The following is a 16,302-nucleotide window of genomic DNA, read 5'->3' on the forward strand; positions in this document are numbered from 1 at the left end:
GTCCCCCTCCACCCCGTGGAGAGGTGGGGGAAAGCCCCGACCTACCCAGCTTCACGCCGGAGGGGATTCCCGTAAGGGCGTAGGGGCGCGTTCCGGGGGTTCGGGGCCAAGTCCGCTCGTAGCACCCGGGAATCCCCGCAGGAGCGGCCTCGGCCGCGAACTTCGGCCCCCCCCACCGCAAGGAGAACCCATGTTTCTCCATTCCCTGATCGCCACCGACCTCTCGGCCGGCTCCGGCCCCCTGCTGGAGTGCACGACCCAGCTCCAGGCCCTGGGCACCCAGCGCGTCACCCTGGCCCACGTGGCGGAGACGCGGCACTCGGTAGGCCTCGACGACGCCCTGGCCGAGGACCACCTCCCCGAGCTCGAAGCGCAGGCGCAGACCCTGCGCGAACAGGGCTACGCGGTGGAGACCCGGCTCGCCAAGGGCGTGGCCTGGTACGAGGTAGTGGAGGCGGCCCGCCAATCTGGAGCCGACCTCGTGGTAACCGCCTCCCACGGCCGGGGCGCCGTGCTGAGCTCGCTCTTAGGGGGTACTGCGGCGCGGATCGTGGAGTACGCTCCCTGCCCGGTGCTGGTGCTGCGGATGAGTCTCATGGCGGAGGACGGCGGGCGCTACTGCCCGCTTCGCTTCTCCAAGGCGCTCGACCACGTGCTCTTCCCCACGGACTTCTCCGAGGCCGCACGGAAGGCCTTCGAGGTGCTCCAGGGGCTGGCCGGCCGCATCGGGCGGATCTCGCTGGTCCACGTAAACCAGCGGGTGGCCTGGGAGCACCTGGCGCCCGAGATCGCCGCGAGCTACACGGAGGACGACGCCCGCAGGCTCGGGGACATGACCGAGGTCCTCCAGGGCGCGGGATGCAGGCGCGTCGCATCGCAGATCGCCCAGGGAGACCCCCGCAAGGTCCTCCTGGAGCAGGCCGCCCAGGAGGACGTGAGCCTCGTCGTCATGGGGACTCGGGGCTGGGGCGAGCTGCCCGGCATGCTCCTCGGGAGCACGGCCTACAGCCTGGTGCGCCGGGCCCGGGCGCCGGTGCTCCTGGTGAGGGGTTGACCGGGGTCAAGGCGCGGAGTCCGCGGCACCTGTTTCCATGGGGGCGCCGCGCCCTGCGGTCTTCCTCCTCCGGAGTTGCCATGAACGCCACCCCTTCCCTTCCCCGCTTCGAACGGCAGCCCAGTGCGGCCGCACCGGCTCAGGCCGAGCCGGCCCGCCTCCCCCACCCCTCCAAGCTCTTCGTCGAGACGACCACCCGGTGCAACCTGCGCTGCGCCATGTGCGTGAAGCAGACCCACGACCACGGCATGGAGGAGGGCGACCTCTCGCTTCGGACCTTCCGGGCACTGGAGCCCGCCTTTCCGCAATTGGACGCCCTGGTGCTCTCAGGCATCGGAGAGCCCCTCCTGCACCCGGGGCTCGAAGGCTTCATCCGGCTCGCGCGCCGCGCCATGCCCGCCTCCGGCTGGATCGGCTTCCAGTCCAACGCGCTGTTGCTCGACGATGCCCGGGCGCTCTCCCTCCTCGACGCGGGCCTCGACCGGATCTGCCTCTCCCTGGACGCGGTCTCCCCGGCCACTTTCCGACGCCTCCGGGAAGGGGGCGAGGTGGGGGCCGTGGACCGCGGCCTTGCGGCCCTTGGCCGGGCCGAGGCCGCCACCGGCCGCCAGATCGCCAAGGGCATCGAGTTCGTGGCCGTGCGCGACAACGTGGCCGAGCTCCCCGAAGTGGTCCGGTGGGCCGCCCGCCGGGGGGCGACCTTTGCCCTGGTCACCCAGGTTCTCCCCTACGACGAGCGCCTCGTGGAGCAGGCCGCCTACGATCCCAACACGGACGTGGCCGTGGGGTTCTTCGAGCCGTGGCGCAAGCGCGCCCGGGCCGAAGGGGTGGACCTGGCGCGCTACTTCGAGGTCCTGTGGAAGTACACCAAGACCCCGGAGGAAGAGCGCATCGTCGCCTTCATCGAGGCCGTGAAGGCCGACGCCCACGCCCGGGACGTGTTCGTCAACGTCCAGAAGATCCTCGAGCGAGACGAGACGTGGATCTCCTACGTGGAGGAGGTCTTCGGAGAAGCCGCGGCGGCTGCCCGGGAGGAAGGGCTGGAGCTGCGCCTGCCCGAGGTGGTTCCCCACGGCGACCGGCGCTGCGCGTTCGTGGAAGAGGGGGGTGCGTTCGTATCCTGGGATGGGAACGTCCACCCCTGCTACTTCCTCTGGCACGGCTACCGGTGTCTCATCAACGGGCGGGAGAAGTTCGTACGCCCACGGGTCTTCGGAAACACGAAGGAAGGGGGCATCCTCGACATCTGGAAAGACCCCGCCTACCGCGCCTTCCGGGAGGGCGTGACCCGCTACGACTACCCCTTCTGCTCGGATTGCAACCTGGCCAAGTGCTGCGACTACGTCACGGCCGAGGAGTTCGAGCAGGACTGCTTCCTCAACGCCGAGCCCTGCGGCGACTGCCTGTGGTGCAAGGGGGTGTTCCACTGCCTGTCGTGACACCCCGTCCCAGCCGACCCCCGAAAGGAGTACCCAAGATGCCGGCTACCTTGCAGGTCTTCGATCCCCCCCTGTGCTGTTCCACCGGCGTGTGCGGTCCCGGCGTGGACCCGGGGCTGGCCCGCTTCGCCGCCGACCTCAAGCGCCTGCAAGAACAGGGAGTGCGCGTCGAACGGTTCAACCTGGCCCAGGACCCCGGGGCGTTTGCGCGAAGCTATGCGGTGAGCAAGGCGCTCGCCGAGGAGGGCCAGGCCTGCCTGCCCTTGGTCTTGGTGGATGGGAAGATCGTCAGCCGGTGCTCCTACCCCACCTGCGAGCAGTTGGACCGCCTGATCCTGGGCAGCTCGGGGGAAGAGCCGGGGCTCTATTCCGGCGCCGTGGAAGAGCTCGTGGCCATCGGCGCCGCCATCGCGTCCAACTGCGAGCCGTGCTTCAAGCACCACTGCGGCCAGGCCCTCAAGCTGGGCGTGAGCCGGGAAGACATGGCACGCGCGGTGCGAACCGCCCAGATGTGCTGGGCACGCCACTGGGTTCCGCGCCCCGCGCAATTCCCGGCGCTTCGGGCATCGAGGCGCTCAACGTCGATCCCGAGGCCGCCGCCCTGGAGGCGGACCTGCGCCGGGCCGGGATCGAGCCCTATGCTTGGGTGGTCAACCAGAGTCTGACTCCCCTCACACTACGCGATCCCCTGCTTCGGGCCCGCCGCCGAGCTGAGGCCCGGTACCTGAAGGAAGTCGCCGAGAGCCATCCGCGGGTCGTGGTACTGCCATGGCATGCGGAACCCGGCTTGGGTCTGGAATCGAACGGAGGAAGGATCCCATGAACATCACGTCGCTGCTGCACTCCATCGGCTGAACGACCTGAGGCGATGACGCGCCACCGGCAGTTAGCCGGCGTAGCTTGCGGTTTTTGGACGGAACCAAAGTAACGGTCAACGGTCTCAACGAGATCATGGCGGCCCTGCATGGTCTGGGAAGACCTGCGAACCACAGCGCCGCCGATGAAATCCTGCACCTCTTGAAGGCTGCCAAGAACTACATTCCCGCTTCCGAAGTCGTCCGGAGGGAATACCAGCACCTCCTCATCGAGGAGTACAAGGCCTACCTTGCCGTCAAAGATCGGGCGGGAGATCGGCCGTGAAAAGATGGACGGCTCGGGTGGTTGCCCACGGACCGAGGGCAGCGGCGGCCCGGGACTCCGGGGCGGAATCCGGCATCCGAATGCCGCCCCGAAGCCCGCTGCAGCTTAGATCTTCTTGGGCGCAACGTCGTAGATGTTCGGCTTCTTCTCGTCGTGTCCGCTGTGGCAGGTGAGGCAATTCATCTTGCCTCGGGTGTTTTCCATCTCCCCCCCCATGTCGTGGCACGCCCGACACGCCGTCACTGCTTCCGGGGTCGGGAACTCACCCTTGAAGGAGCCCGCGAGTTGCGCGTTGAGGGCGATCACGGTCTCCCTCGTCACGCAGGCGGCGATATGGGCGCAACGTTCGGTTCGCTCCTTCGAAAAGGCCTTTGCCCCGGACGCCTTGGTCCAGTGAGAGATCGAGACGTGGCAGAGGGTGGAGTCCGCCCTCGAGGGCTTGATCTCCATCTGCGCCCGCTTGATCGGGACATCGGGGAGAGCCGTGTACTGGTAGTGGTTGAACACCTCGTCGATGATCGGCGCTGCGTTCGGCGAGACCAGGTAGATCGCCATGGCCGCCCCCTGAAGGGCGCCGCAGGTCGCTCCCCAGCCGACGATCCCGCCCGCGCCGACCCGGGTCACGGTGGTGGGGTAGGTGAGGTAGGGGCCGCCTACCTTGTCCGCGAGCATCTCCACGATCGTCGCGAAGACGCCGTAGAAGCAGTCACCCAGGAGCTTGTTCGTGTAGGCAAGCTCCAGGGCTTCTTCCGGGTCCAGGGCCACGTAGGGCAGGGGCTCGTGGTACACCTTGCCCTTCTTGTCCAGCTTGATCTCCGGCCGCTTGGTGGGGGCCTTGTCCTGGGCCCCCGCCAGCCGCAGCGCGCCGGCGCCGAGGACCCCGGCAGCCGCGAGCCCTCCTGCCATGCCGAGCACCCTTCGCCTGTCCTGGTTCATGATTCTTTCTCCTCTCCCTCGCGGGGGAAACGGGATGCGGCCGTCGATTCCCCCGGCCGCGTCGGGGACGTCATGGGGAAACCGGACCCGCCTCGGACGGGAGCGCCGATCGCGGCCGGGTCCCCACCGGCGGGCAGCATGGGACCGTTGGCGTCTCGACGATGAGCCCCAGCGGGCTCCCGGAAGCACGAGGGGGGAAGGCAACCCCCTGATGTATCGTTGCGAACGGCCGACTTGTCCGATACTTCACAAGAAGCGTCTACGAAGCGGAAGTCCTTGTCAATATGAATCGAATCCACAAAAGAAAAGGTATTGATTCCAGTTAGGTACAGCAGGCAAGTAGTGACTTGGCCAACACGCTCATAGCCAACACGTCAAGAACATGGCAGCTCATGCCCCGTACTGGAATGCGAGATCTCCGGGCGGCAGTGACCGAGCAGAGCGCAGGGTGGAGACGGTACTGGCCGACGCGCATTCCTCGGGCTGTCCCCGAGACGCGCTTCTCCGGCAGGATCCCCCGCCTCGGGGGCGACCCAGGCACCTCGCCCGGTCCTTGACCTGGACCGCGCGAGCGACGTAGCGTGAGAATCGTTACACCTGATCTGGAGTGGGTTTGGAGAGGGACACATGCGGCGTGGGTCTCGGGATCGGGTCGTGCCCGTCCACCCTCCGGGGCGGAGCCCCCTTGCGGTGATACGCACATGAAAGAGCTACCCCACCGTGGGGCAAGGGTCCTCGCTGCGCTCGGAGTGGCGATGGGGCTTGGCTTCCCCGCCCTCTCCCTCTCGGGTGCAGCCGCCGAGCGGGCGCCCGGCGGTGGGACCGTGGTGCGCTTCACCGTGATCCCCCGGTACAACCCCCTGCTCATGGTCAAGTCCTACCAGCCCATCATGGACTACCTGAACGAGGTGACCCCGTACCGCTTCGAGCTCAAGCTCGCCAAGACTTACGAAGAGGCGGTCGCCCTGCTGCGGTCGGGAGAGGTGGAGTTCGCCTCCCTGGGGGACGTGACCTTCACCGAGGCCTACCTCTCCTTCCAGGCGGTTCCCCTGGTGCGACCGCGAAACGCCGGAGGGGAGCCCTGGTACCGGAGCATCATCGTCGTGCGGCGCGACAGCGACATCCAAGCGCTCTCGGACCTCAAGGGACGGAGCTTCGCCTTCGGCAACGTCCACTCCACCTCGGGCAACCTCAAGCCGCGGCTGATGCTGTTCCGCGGCGGCGTTCCCCTCTCGGACCTCGGCAGTTACGTCAACCTGGAGAAACACGACTCGGTGGCCAAGGCGGTGCTCAAGGGCCACGTGGACGCGGGGGCGGTGAAGGACGTGATCGCCCAGCGGTACCAAGAGCACGGCCTGCGGTTTCTCGCCGAGTCCGACCCCGTCCCCTCGGTCCCCATCGTATGCCGTCCCGAGACCCCGGCGGATCTGCGGGAAGCCGTCCGAAACGCGCTCCTGGGGATCGACCCCTCCGACCCGGCGCTCCGGGAGCAGCTCGCCGAGTGGGACCCGGAGTTCCGCCACGGTTTTGCCGAGGCCCGGGTCGAGGACTACGGCCAGATCTTTAGGGAGATGGAGTCCATCGGCCAGACCTGTGGAGAGGGGTGCCACCGGTGAGCAGCCCGCGGTTCGGGATCACGGCCAAGTTCACCGTGTTGGCCTCCGGGCTCGTGGTGCTCTCCGCCCTGCTCTGGGGGGGCTTCGCGTGGGCCAGGGAGAGGGCTCTCCTGCGGGAGCACACCGAGCGGGAGGGCCGCCTCCTCGTCTCCGCCATGGCCATCCCCATCATCAACGCCCTCCTCTACGAGGAGATCGGCGTCATCGAGGAGGGAGGGCTGCTGGACAACTTCGTAGCGGAGATCATGGCCCAGGAGGCTCTCGAACCCCTCTACGCCGTGGTGCTGGACCCCAGCGGGAAGGTACTGGCCCACAACGTCTTCGCCGAGTACGGTCGGATCTACGCCGACCCCCTCACCGAGCGGGCCCTCTCCGCCCAGGCGTTCCTCCTCCAGGAGACCGCGGTGGGAGGCGTGGAGGCCTGGGACCTGGCCTACCCCCTGGCGATCCACGGCAAGCGCTGGGGCGTCCTTCGCGTCGGCATCTCGCTTCACCCCCTCCAGGAGCAGCTTCGGGCACTGGCGACCCGCATCACCCTGTTCGCAGGGTTGTTCTTCGCGGGCGGGGTGCTGGTCTTCCACGCCCTCGGCCGGGGCCTGGCCCGGCCGCTCCTGGCCCTGGTGGGGCGCATGGAGTCGGTGGGAAGCGCCCTGCCGGAGCTCCCGGCCCCCGCACTCCGCCGGGACGAGATCGGCGAGCTGGAGCGCAGCTTTCGCGGGATGCTCGAGCGGCTCCGGGCCAGCGAGGCCGAACGGGAACGCGCGACGCGACACCTGCTGGAGAACGAGCGCCTGGTGGCGGCCGGGCAGATCGTGGCCGGGGTGGCCCACGAGGTGAACAACCCCCTGGCGGCCCTGGAGGGAGCCCTCTTCCACGCCGAGCGGGCGCCGGAGAAAGACCGGGAGCGCTACCTCCGGGTGGCCCGTCAGGGGATGGAGCGGATCCGCACCGTGGTGGCTCAGCTCCTCGACCTTTCCCGCTCCGGCGAGGTGCGGCTCCAGCCCGAGCCCCTGGAGAAGCTCTTCCAGGAGGCCGCCCTCTTCGCCAAGATGGCCCTCAAGCGAAAGGCCGTACTCCTCGATGTCCGGGGTCCACCCCCGGCCGTCACCGTGCGGGCCGACCGCCACAAGGTCCAGCAGGCGCTCCTGAACCTTGTCCTCAATGCTGCCGACGCGGCCGGGGAGAGCGGCACCGTACGGATCACGGCGACTGCAGACGTGGGCTGCGTCTCCTTCGAAGTAGAGGACGACGGACCGGGCGTCCCGCCCGAGCTCCGGGAGAGGATCTTTGAGCCGTTTTTCACCACCAAGCCCCCCGGCCGGGGCAGCGGCATGGGGCTGGCCATCTCGCGACGCATCGCCGAGGTCCACGGGGGGAGCCTCACCCTGGAGGACGCCCCCAGGGGCGGGGCACGGTTCGTGCTCCGGCTTCCAGCGCACCCCGAGGGAAAGGAGCGCCGCCCATGACCTCGAGGCCCCGCATCCTGGTGGTGGAGGACGACCCCCTCTTCGCGGCCATGCTCCTGGAGGCCCTTGCGGGAAGCGCCTACGACACTACCCACGCAGAGACCGCCGCCGAGGCCCTCGCCACAGCCTCCCGCCGGGAGTACGACGCGGCGCTCCTGGACGTGCGGCTCCCCGACGCCGACGATCTGAGCCTGTTTCGGGCCCTGCGGGAGAGGCAACCCCGGTGCTCTGCCCTGGTCATGACCGGCCACGCCTCGGTGGAGGCGGCGGTGGAGGCCATGCGGGAAGGGGCTTCGGACTACCTGGCCAAACCCTTCCCCACCGAGATGCTCCTTTTGAAGCTCGAGCGGCTCTTCCGGGCCCGGCGCACCGAAGAGGAGCTCGCGGCCCTGCGGGCCCGGGCGCCCGAAGAGGGGTTCGTGGGCCGCAGCCGCAAGGTGCTGCGGCTCCTGGAGACCGCCCGTTCCGTGGCCGCCACCGACGCCACGGTGCTCGTCCAGGGGGAGAGCGGCACGGGCAAGGAGCTCGTGGCGGAGCTCCTCCACCGGCACAGCCCCCGGCAGGAGGGTCCCCTGGTCAAGGTCAACTGCGGCGCGGTGCCCGAGACCCTCATGGAGTCGGAGCTCTTCGGCCACGAGAAGGGGGCCTTCACGGGCGCGGAGCGCCGCCGCAAGGGGGTGCTGGAGCAGGCGTCCGGGGGGACCTTGTTCCTCGACGAGGTGGGCGAGATCTCCTCCGCCATGCAGGTCAAGCTCCTGCGGGCGCTCCAGGACCGGCGCATCCGCCGGCTGGGCGGCGAGGAGGAGATTTCCGTGGACTTCCGCCTGGTGGCGGCCACGAACCGGCACCCCCAGGAGCTGCTGCGCAGCGGAGACCTCCGGGAAGACTTCTACTTTCGCCTGAGCGTGGTGCCGATCTCGGTGCCGCCGCTGCGGGAGAGGGCGGACGACATCCCGCTCCTCCTGGAGCACTTCGTGCGGCGGTACAGCCGGAGCCACGGCCTCGATCCGGTGCGCTTCTCGGCGGAGGCCGTCGAGGCGCTGCTGGCCCACCCCTGGCCCGGTAACGTGCGGGAGCTCCAGAACCTGGTGGAGCGGCTCCAGGTGCTCCACCCCGGGGCCGAGATCCGCCCGCGGGACCTCCCCGCCGAGCTCCGCGCCAAGCGGCCCGCCGCTGGCATGCTCTTCGCCGCCGTGCCCACCCGCCTCCTGCTTCGCGAGGCGGTGGGGCGCTTCGAGCGCCAGTTCATCGACGCCGTCGTGGAAGAAGAGGGGGGCAACAAGGCCGCCGCCGCCCGCCGCCTCGGGGTCGCCCGAGAGACCCTCTGGAAGAAGGCCCAGGCGTAAGGAGACCGTACGCCCGGCTTTCTACGATCGGCCCTCAGCCCAGAAATCCGGGAAGCCCGGCAGGCTTGGGGCGAAGCCGAGCGAGCGTGCCCGCCCGTCCGCCACCCCCGTCACGCCCCTCCAGCCAGCACACCGGCTTGACCCGGCCGACCGTTGCCGGCAGGCAACGCTTGGCTCTGAGCAACACCCCGCCCACACGCCCTTTGCCGCACAGACCCGACCGTTTCCATGGGGCAACGCTTTTCGGGAACTCCCCGTACCGAATTGTCCTTCCCGAGCCCCTTCCTCGGTGGCCCCGCTCTTGCTTATGGATTTCTTGTTGCGAGCGAAGGACCAAGGAGTAGGCTGGCGGCGACCTCGCGAAACATGGCAGGCAGCCGTCTCGATTTGTGCACCCCATCACCAGCAGGGAGGTGGCCATGGAGATCCGCAGACGTGAGTTCCTGAAGGCGGGCGCGGCGGCGACCGCGGCGGCGGCAGCGGGGCTTCCGGCCCTGAACGCCTTCGCCAAGGCGGAGGACCGGGGTCCCATGGGGGAAGACCCGGGGAAGTGGGTGGCGTCCACCTGCCAGGGGTGTACGGCCTGGTGCCCCATCCAGATCTTCGTGCAGGACGGCCGCGCGGTGAAGGTGCGCGGCAACGAGCGGAGCAAGGCCAACAACGGGTACTGCTGCGTTCGGGGCCACCTGATCCTGCAGCAGATCTACGACCCGGACCGGATCAAGGTGCCGATGAAGCGCACCAACCCGAAGAAGGGGCGGGGCGTCGACCCCAAGTTCGTGCCCATCTCCTGGGACGAGGCCATGGACACGGTGGCCGAGAAGGTCATGGAGCTGCGCCGGAGCGGCGAGACCCACAAGCTCATGGTCACCCGCGGCCGCTACACCGACCACAACGCCATCCTCTACGGCAGCGTGCCGAAGATCCTCGGCTCGCCCAACAACATCTCCCACAGCGCCATCTGCGCCGAGGTGGAGAAGATGGGCCGGTTCTACACCGAGGGCTTCTGGGGCTACCTGGACTACGACCTGGAGCACACCGACTACCTGGTGACGTGGGCGTGCGATCCCCTCTCCTCCAACCGGCAGGTCCCCAACACCATCCACAAGATGCACCGCCTCCTGGAGCGGGGCACCGTGGTGGCCATCGACCCCCGCATGAGCATCACGGCGGCCAAGGCCCACGAGTGGCTCCCGGTCAAGCCCGGCGAGGACGGGGCCCTGGCGTGCGCCTTCGCCCACGTGTTGCTCGCCGAAGGGTTGTGGAACAGGGAGTTCGTGGGTGACTTCGCCGACGGAGCCAACCGCTTCAAGGCGGGCCAGGCGGTGGACGAGGCGGCCTTCCGGGAGGTCCACACCAACGGCCTCGTCAAGTGGTGGAACCTGGCGCTCAAGGACTGCACGCCGGAGTGGGCGGCCCAGGTGACCGGGGTGTCCCGGGAGCAGATCCTGCGGGTAGCCCGGGGCATGGGGAAGTTCGCCCCCCGGGTGGCGATCTGGTACGGGCCGAACATGCAACCCCGGGGTACCTACTCGGCCCTGGCGATGCACGCCCTGAACGGCCTGCTGGGCGCCACAGACAACGAGGGCGGGGTCTTCACCCAGCCCAGCGTGCCGAGCACGAGCTACCCCAAGTTCGACGACTACCTGGACGACGTCGCCAAGACCGGCAACAAGCAAAAGAAGATCGACCAGCGCGGGTACAAGGACATCCCCGCCATGGCCAGCGGCAAGCCCGGCAGCGGCGTGGTGACCAACCAGGTGGCCACCGCCATCCTGGCCAAGGACCCCTACGACATCAAGGTGCACATCGGCTACTACAACAACTTCAACTTCTCCTGCACCGGCGCCGACCGCTGGGACGAGGCCATGGCCCAGGTGCCCTTCTTCGTCCACATCGTGCCCATGGCGTCGGAGATGACCCAGTTCGCCGACATCGTGCTCCCGTCCGCCCTGCACCACTCGGAACAGTGGGGCATCTCGCGCAACAAGGCCAACGGCTACGCCCACATGTCGATCCACCAGCCGGCGATCGAGCGCATGTGGGACGTGAAGGACCCGGAGTGCGAGGTCGTCTGGCTCCTGGGCGAGAAGCTCAAGGCCAGGGGGTTTTCGAACCTCTACGACTGGCTGCACAAGGAGTTCAAGGACCCGGAGACCGGCAAGAACCCAGCCAATGCCCTGGAGCTCGCCCTGTTCGCCACGAAGCTGCGCAGCAAGGCCGTGTGGGCCCCCGACCCCGAGAAGCCGCCCAAGGGCGACAAGCTGGCCGGCTGGGAGGACTTCCGGGAGAAGGGCCTCTACAACTCCGAGCCCTTCGCCTTCAAGAAGAAGTGGGGGAACTTCCCGACCGAGACGAAGAAGTTCGAGCTCTACAGCGAGACCCTGAAGAAGGCGCTGACCGAGCACGCCGAGAAGCACAAGACAACGGTGGACGACATCCTCGCCGTGTGCAACTACACGGCCCGGGGTGAGTTGGCCTTCGTGCCCCACTACGAGCCGGTGCTCCGGCACGGGAGCGAGCAGGACTACCCCTTTGCCCTCATCGACTACAAGTCGCGGCTCAACCGGGAGGGGCGAAGCGCCAATCTCACCTGGTACCACGCCTTCAAGAAAGTCGACCCGGGCAACGTCAACTACCAGGACGTGCTCCAGATGAACCCGGCGGACGCCGAGAGGCTGGGCCTCCGGGAGGGCGACACGGTCAAGGTCACCTCGGTGGTGAAGAGCCTCACCGCCCGGGTGCGCCTGTGGGAGGGCGTGCGCCCCGGCACGGTGGCCAAGTGCTTCGGTCAGGGCCACTGGGCCTACGGCCGCGTGGCCGCGGGCGACTACGCCAAGGCCGTACCCAACGGCTCCAACTTCAACGAGCTCATGCCCCACGACCTGGACCGCCTAAGCGGCTCGACGGCCCGCAACGGCGGCTTCACCGGCGTGCGCATCGAGAAGGTCTGACCTTCCTGTAGAGGAGACGATCCATGCCCACATACGCGATGGTCATCGACCTGCAAAAGTGCGTCGGCTGCGGGGCCTGCGGCATCGGCTGCAAGACCGAGAACAACACCCAGGACAAGGCCCACGGCCAGACCTTCAACTGGGCCGACTTCTTCATCCAGCGGGAGGGCCGCTTCCCCGACGCCACGGTCACCAACCTGCCGGTGCTGTGCAACCACTGCACCGACGCCCCCTGCGTGGAGGCCTGCCCGGTGACCCCCAAGGCCATGTTCAAGACCGCCGGCGGCATCACCATGCACAACGACGAGCGCTGCATCGGGTGCCAGGCCTGCCAGGACGCCTGCCCCTACAGCGCCATGGACGTGGACGAGGACAACGCCCAGTACAGCGTCATCAGCTTCAACGAGTCGGGCAAGGCCACCTACCCCGCCTTCCGAGACGCCACCGAGCTCATCCCCGGGTGCACGGCTTCGGGCGTCGAGATCGCCCGGCTGGGGCGGGACGTTCCGCCCTACCGCACCCGCTACCGGCACCCCGACTACGAGAGCGTGCGCCGGGCGGGAGTGGTGGAAAAGTGCATCTTCTGCGAGCATCGGGTCGCGAAGGCCCTCAAGCCCTGGTGCACCGAGGTCTGCCCCTCCAACGCCCGGATCTTCGGCGACCTGGACGACCCCGACAGCAACGTGAACCTGCTCCTCCAGACCTACAAGCCGATGCGGCTCAAGAACAACAACGGGGAGTTCCTGTCCGGCACCGAAAAGGGCTACCGCCCCAACGTCTATTACATCCGCAGCTACACCCGGCGCAAAGTCTGATCGGCCAGGGGGGGCCGGCGGCTCGATGCCCCGGCCCCTCCTCGCGCCTCTTCCCGACCCCACGAAACGGAGAGAGTGCCTCGTGACTCCTGCCCCCCTCCCGAAACGCTCCCTCCAAGCCGCCGCAGACGCGTTGCGCCTGCTCGCGGCGTGCTTTTATCCGCCCGACCCCGACCTCCTGCGGGAGGAGAGGGTATGCGAAAACCTGGGGGCTTCCCTGGAGGGCTTCTCCCCCGAGGCCTCGGAGTGTGCCCGCCGCCTGGGGGCTTCCCTGGCGGACACCCGCCCCGAAGACCTGCGGGTGGAGCACGCCCGCCTCTTCCTCGGCCCCTTCGAGGTCGCCGCACCGCCCTACGGGTCGGTCTACCGGGACGGCCCCAAGGTCCTCATGGGCCCCTCGACCCTGGCCGTGCAGCGCGCCTACCGCGAGGCCGGCCTCACCCTGGCCTCGGACTTCCACGAGGTTCCGGACCACGTGGCGGCCGAACTGGAGTTCGCCGCCTACCTCCTGGCCGGTGGCGCCGGGGACGAATCCGCGGCCGCCGAAGCCTTCCTCCGGGAGCACCTGCTCCCTTGGGCGCCTGCCTTCTGCGACCGCGTGGAGGCGGAGTCCCAGAGCGACTTCTACACGGCTCTGGCTCGCTGCCTTCGCGCGGGCCTCAGAGACTTGGCGGCCGCCCTTTCCGCCGCTCCCGCGGGGGAAGGCGCAGGCGGTGGCGCGACCGGGCCTCGACCCCATGCGTCTCCCTGACGTCGATTCCAGCCGGTGCCTGCGCCTTCGGTGCCACACCTTCGCGTGCGGCCGATGCGCCGAGATCTGCCCCAGCGGCGCCCTAGGCTTCGAGGGCCGGATGCCCGCGGTGGACCCCCGGGCGTGCACCGGCTGCGGCCTGTGCGTCTCCGCCTGTCCGATGGACGGCCTCGCCGGCGCGATGCCCGGCGTCGAGGCGTTGGCGGCCCGCCTCTCCTCCGTGCCCTCTCCGGTGCTGGGGTGCACCGGGGCAGACGGGGTGGAGGCCCACGCCCGGGTGCCCTGCCTCGGCTACCTGACCGAGGAGGAGCTGGCGGCGCTGGCGGTGCTCGTGCCCCAGGGCGTGCAGCTCAACGCCACCCGGTGCCCCGCCTGTCCGCGGAAGGGGGCCACGGAGACGGTTGCCGAGCGCGCCGCCCGGGTCGCGGAGCTCCGCCCGGGGGGCGAGGTGCGGATCGCCCGAAGCCCTCGCGACCTGTCCTTTCGAGAGCGATCCCTGGACCGGCGCACGTTCTTCCGGTCCCTGGGGTGGGGTACCACCGCCGGCGCCTCGGCCCTCCTGAAGTCCGCCGCTCCGGCCGACCCCTGCGGCCGATCGGCCAAACAGCTTCCGCGCCGGCGCGCGGCGCTGCACCTCGCCCTGGAGCACGCCCAGCCCGGGGCTGCAGCCCGGCTGGCCGATGCCTTTTCCTTCACTCTGACCGTAGACGATCGCTGCACCGCGTGCCCGCGGTGCGCGGCCATGTGCCCCACCGGAGCCCTGGCGCGGGTGGGAGAAGGCCCGGATCGGCACATCGAGCTGGACCCGCAACGGTGCAGCGGGTGCCGGGTGTGCGAGGCCTTCTGCCCCTCGGGATCACTGAGGATCGACGGCAACGGCGCTTGCGGAGGAGAGCGGCCTGTTCCGTTCCGCCGGGACGTGTGCGAAACCGTGCCGCTGCATGCCCCGAAGGCAGTGGCCGCCACCCCTTCGGCGTGGTGACCGGAGAAACCCCATGAGAGACATCCGCACCGCCCTGCTCATCGCCGACGGCCGGGACGACCGCTGGAGCTGGGAGCTCCAGGGGGAGAGCCTCATCCACCGGACCCACCGAATCCTGGAGGGGTTCTTCGACGAGGTGGTGGTCGTGGCCGAGGACCCGGCGCCCTTCACCTCCGCCGGGCTGAGGGCGGTGGCCGACGAGTACCCCGGGGCGGCGCTCCTGGGGGCCATCGCCACCGGCCTCAAGCACGTGGGAAGCCGCTATGCCTTCGCGGTGGGCGCCGACATGCCCTTCCTCCACCCCCGGGTGGTGCGGCACCTCTACGCCCAGCGCCAGGGGTGGGACGTGGTGGTGCCCCGCAGCCGCGCAGGGTTCGAGCCCCTGTGCGCCGTGTACTCCAAGGCCTGCGTGGCCCCCATGGAGGAGCGCATCCGGCGGGGGAACCTCAAGGTGCTCGACTTCATCTCCGACGTGCGCACCCGGATCGTCAACGGCGAGGACCTCACCGCGCTCGACCCTTCGGGGCTCACCTTCCGCAACGTGCACTCCCACACGGACCTGGACGAGAGCCGGCTGCACCTGGCACGGCTGCGAAGCTACGGTCCCCCCGCCGTGTCCTTCGTCGCCAAATCGGGCACCGGGAAGACCACCTTTCTCGAAAAGGCCATCGCCGAGCTCACCCGCCGGGGGTACCGGATCGGGACCATCAAGCACGACGCCCACCGGTTCGAGATCGACCACGAGGGCAAGGACTCCTGGCGGCTGACCCGGGCCGGGGCGTCCCCCATGGTCATCTCGTCGGCCGAGAAGCTCGCCGTGGTGCACCCCAACGCCCGCGGCGAGATGACGCTGGACGAGATCATCTACCGCTTCATGACCGACGTGGACCTGGTGGTCACCGAGGGGTACAAGACCGGAGGGCTCCCGAAGATCGAGCTCCACCGAGCCGAGCGAAGCCCGGAGCTCCTGTGCACGACCCGGGACGGCCAGATCCTGGATCACCGCCTGGTCGGCGTCGTGAGCGATGAACCCCTGCCCCTGCCGGTGCCCCTCTTCCCCCTCGACCACCCGGGCCCGGTGTGCGACTTCCTGGAGGCGCAGTTCCTGGGCGGGGCGTGACACCGATCCCCGTGCGCCGCTTGGGCCATCCCGACCACATCCCGTTTGCCGCCATCCTCGCGGGAGGCCGGGCCACCCGCATGGGGCGCGACAAGGCCGCTCTGGAGCTCGAAGGCTTCCCGCTCATCGAGTGGGTTCTCGACCGGGTGCGCCAGGCAGCCGAGACCGTGTTCGCCGTGGGCGGGCCGCCGCGCCTGGACCACTGCGGCACCCCAACGGTTGCCGACCGCTTCCCCGGAGCCAACGCCATGGGCGGCGTGGCCACCGCCCTCGCGTACGCGGCGGAGCGGCTGGGGGCCGAGGCCTGGGTCCTGTGCGTGGCCTGCGACACGCCCTTCCTGGAACCCGGGCTGCTCTTGGAGCTCTTCGCCCGGCGCGCCGGTGCCGATGCCGTCGTCCCGCGGACTGCCGCAGGGTACGAACCCCTCTGCGCCCTCTATCGCGCGAGCTGCCTGCCCGTCTTCCAGAAGGCAATCGCCGCGGGAAACCTCTGCATCCTGGACGTCTTCCCGGCGGTGCACACCCGCGAGGTCCCCGAGACCGAGCTCCGGCGGACAGACCCCGACCTGCGCTCCTTCCTCAACCTCAACCGCCCCGACGACCTCGCCGTCGCACTGCGGCTGGCGCAAGCCTGCGCCCCGCCGCATTGGCCGCGGCTCCCTCAAACCGGGGGCTGATCTGCG

Annotated in this window: 14 protein-coding genes; 13 read left to right on the plus strand and 1 reads right to left on the minus strand. The window is 69.3% G+C overall.

Annotation, left to right across the window (positions count from 1 at the left end; all coding sequences use genetic code 11):
* The first annotated feature begins 190 nt into the window (after window positions 1-190).
* The 4 genes from AB1578_03675 (at window position 191) to AB1578_03690 (ending at window position 3,633) form a co-directional block, all read left to right on the plus strand.
* The gene (locus tag AB1578_03675) at window positions 191-1,054 is read left to right on the plus strand and encodes a universal stress protein (GenBank protein ID MEW6487000.1); all 864 of its coding nucleotides are present in this window, start codon (window positions 191-193) and stop codon (window positions 1,052-1,054) included.
* A gap of 80 nt (window positions 1,055-1,134) precedes the next feature.
* Window positions 1,135-2,493: a radical SAM/SPASM family putative metalloenzyme maturase gene (locus AB1578_03680; protein ID MEW6487001.1), complete on the plus strand. Its 1,359-nt coding sequence runs from the start codon at window positions 1,135-1,137 to the stop codon at window positions 2,491-2,493.
* Window positions 2,494-2,531: 38 nt separating this feature from the next.
* Window positions 2,532-3,158: an arsenite efflux transporter metallochaperone ArsD gene (gene arsD / locus AB1578_03685; GenBank protein MEW6487002.1), complete on the plus strand. Its 627-nt coding sequence runs from the start codon at window positions 2,532-2,534 to the stop codon at window positions 3,156-3,158.
* 286 nt (window positions 3,159-3,444) lie between these two features.
* On the plus strand, window positions 3,445-3,633 hold the full coding sequence (locus AB1578_03690) for a hypothetical protein (GenBank protein MEW6487003.1): 189 nt from the start codon (window positions 3,445-3,447) through the stop codon (window positions 3,631-3,633).
* 105 nt (window positions 3,634-3,738) lie between these two features.
* On the opposite strand, the gene AB1578_03695 is transcribed toward AB1578_03690, so the two are convergent.
* Window positions 3,739-4,569 carry a C-GCAxxG-C-C family protein gene (locus AB1578_03695; protein ID MEW6487004.1) on the minus strand — a complete coding sequence of 277 codons (831 nt, stop codon included), beginning with the start codon at window positions 4,567-4,569 and terminating at the stop codon, window positions 3,739-3,741.
* 701 nt (window positions 4,570-5,270) lie between these two features.
* On the opposite strand from AB1578_03695, the gene phnD reads away from it, so the two are divergent.
* From phnD to AB1578_03740, 9 genes are all read left to right on the plus strand, one after another.
* Window positions 5,271-6,185, plus strand: coding sequence for a phosphate/phosphite/phosphonate ABC transporter substrate-binding protein (phnD, locus tag AB1578_03700; protein ID MEW6487005.1), 915 nt, complete (start codon window positions 5,271-5,273; stop codon window positions 6,183-6,185).
* Window positions 6,182-7,651, plus strand: a complete 1,470-nt coding sequence (locus AB1578_03705; GenBank protein ID MEW6487006.1) for an ATP-binding protein — start codon at window positions 6,182-6,184, stop codon at window positions 7,649-7,651. The genes phnD and AB1578_03705 overlap by 4 nt, the downstream gene beginning before the upstream one ends.
* Complete coding sequence (locus AB1578_03710) at window positions 7,648-8,997, plus strand: sigma-54 dependent transcriptional regulator (protein MEW6487007.1); 1,350 nt, start codon at window positions 7,648-7,650, stop codon at window positions 8,995-8,997. The genes AB1578_03705 and AB1578_03710 overlap by 4 nt, the downstream gene beginning before the upstream one ends.
* Window positions 8,998-9,416: 419 nt before the next feature.
* Entirely contained in the window at window positions 9,417-11,951 is a 2,535-nt protein-coding gene (locus AB1578_03715) for a molybdopterin-dependent oxidoreductase (GenBank protein ID MEW6487008.1), read from the plus strand.
* A 23-nt stretch (window positions 11,952-11,974) separates the two neighbouring features.
* The gene (locus AB1578_03720) at window positions 11,975-12,766 is read left to right on the plus strand and encodes a 4Fe-4S dicluster domain-containing protein (protein MEW6487009.1); all 792 of its coding nucleotides are present in this window, start codon (window positions 11,975-11,977) and stop codon (window positions 12,764-12,766) included.
* Between the two features lie 82 nt (window positions 12,767-12,848).
* Entirely contained in the window at window positions 12,849-13,517 is a 669-nt protein-coding gene (locus AB1578_03725) for a molecular chaperone TorD family protein (GenBank protein ID MEW6487010.1), read from the plus strand.
* Complete coding sequence (locus AB1578_03730) at window positions 13,504-14,499, plus strand: 4Fe-4S dicluster domain-containing protein (protein MEW6487011.1); 996 nt, start codon at window positions 13,504-13,506, stop codon at window positions 14,497-14,499. Before AB1578_03725 ends, AB1578_03730 begins: the two co-directional genes overlap by 14 nt.
* Window positions 14,500-14,512: 13 nt before the next feature.
* Window positions 14,513-15,619: a molybdopterin-guanine dinucleotide biosynthesis protein B gene (mobB, locus tag AB1578_03735; protein MEW6487012.1), complete on the plus strand. Its 1,107-nt coding sequence runs from the start codon at window positions 14,513-14,515 to the stop codon at window positions 15,617-15,619.
* On the plus strand, window positions 15,616-16,296 hold the full coding sequence (locus tag AB1578_03740; protein MEW6487013.1) for a molybdenum cofactor guanylyltransferase: 681 nt from the start codon (window positions 15,616-15,618) through the stop codon (window positions 16,294-16,296). The genes mobB and AB1578_03740 overlap by 4 nt, the downstream gene beginning before the upstream one ends.
* The last annotated feature ends 6 nt before the right edge of the window (window positions 16,297-16,302 follow it).

This window comes from Thermodesulfobacteriota bacterium (assembly GCA_040756475.1).
GTDB lineage: Bacteria > Desulfobacterota > Deferrisomatia > Deferrisomatales > JACRMM01 > JBFLZB01.

Bases quoted from the DNA above. Each gene is read 5' to 3' on its own strand.
- AB1578_03675 (MEW6487000.1), top strand. From the start codon at position 191: ATGTTTCTCCATTCCCTGATCGCCACCGACCTCTCGGCCGGCTCCGGC.
- AB1578_03680 (MEW6487001.1), top strand. From the start codon at position 1,135: ATGAACGCCACCCCTTCCCTTCCCCGCTTCGAACGGCAGCCCAGTGCG.
- arsD (MEW6487002.1), top strand. From the start codon at position 2,532: ATGCCGGCTACCTTGCAGGTCTTCGATCCCCCCCTGTGCTGTTCCACC.
- AB1578_03690 (MEW6487003.1), top strand. From the start codon at position 3,445: ATGGCGGCCCTGCATGGTCTGGGAAGACCTGCGAACCACAGCGCCGCC.
- AB1578_03695 (MEW6487004.1), bottom strand. From the start codon at position 4,569: ATGAACCAGGACAGGCGAAGGGTGCTCGGCATGGCAGGAGGGCTCGCG.
- phnD (MEW6487005.1), top strand. From the start codon at position 5,271: ATGAAAGAGCTACCCCACCGTGGGGCAAGGGTCCTCGCTGCGCTCGGA.
- AB1578_03710 (MEW6487007.1), top strand. From the start codon at position 7,648: ATGACCTCGAGGCCCCGCATCCTGGTGGTGGAGGACGACCCCCTCTTC.
- AB1578_03715 (MEW6487008.1), top strand. From the start codon at position 9,417: ATGGAGATCCGCAGACGTGAGTTCCTGAAGGCGGGCGCGGCGGCGACC.
- AB1578_03720 (MEW6487009.1), top strand. From the start codon at position 11,975: ATGCCCACATACGCGATGGTCATCGACCTGCAAAAGTGCGTCGGCTGC.
- AB1578_03730 (MEW6487011.1), top strand. From the start codon at position 13,504: ATGCGTCTCCCTGACGTCGATTCCAGCCGGTGCCTGCGCCTTCGGTGC.
- mobB (MEW6487012.1), top strand. From the start codon at position 14,513: ATGAGAGACATCCGCACCGCCCTGCTCATCGCCGACGGCCGGGACGAC.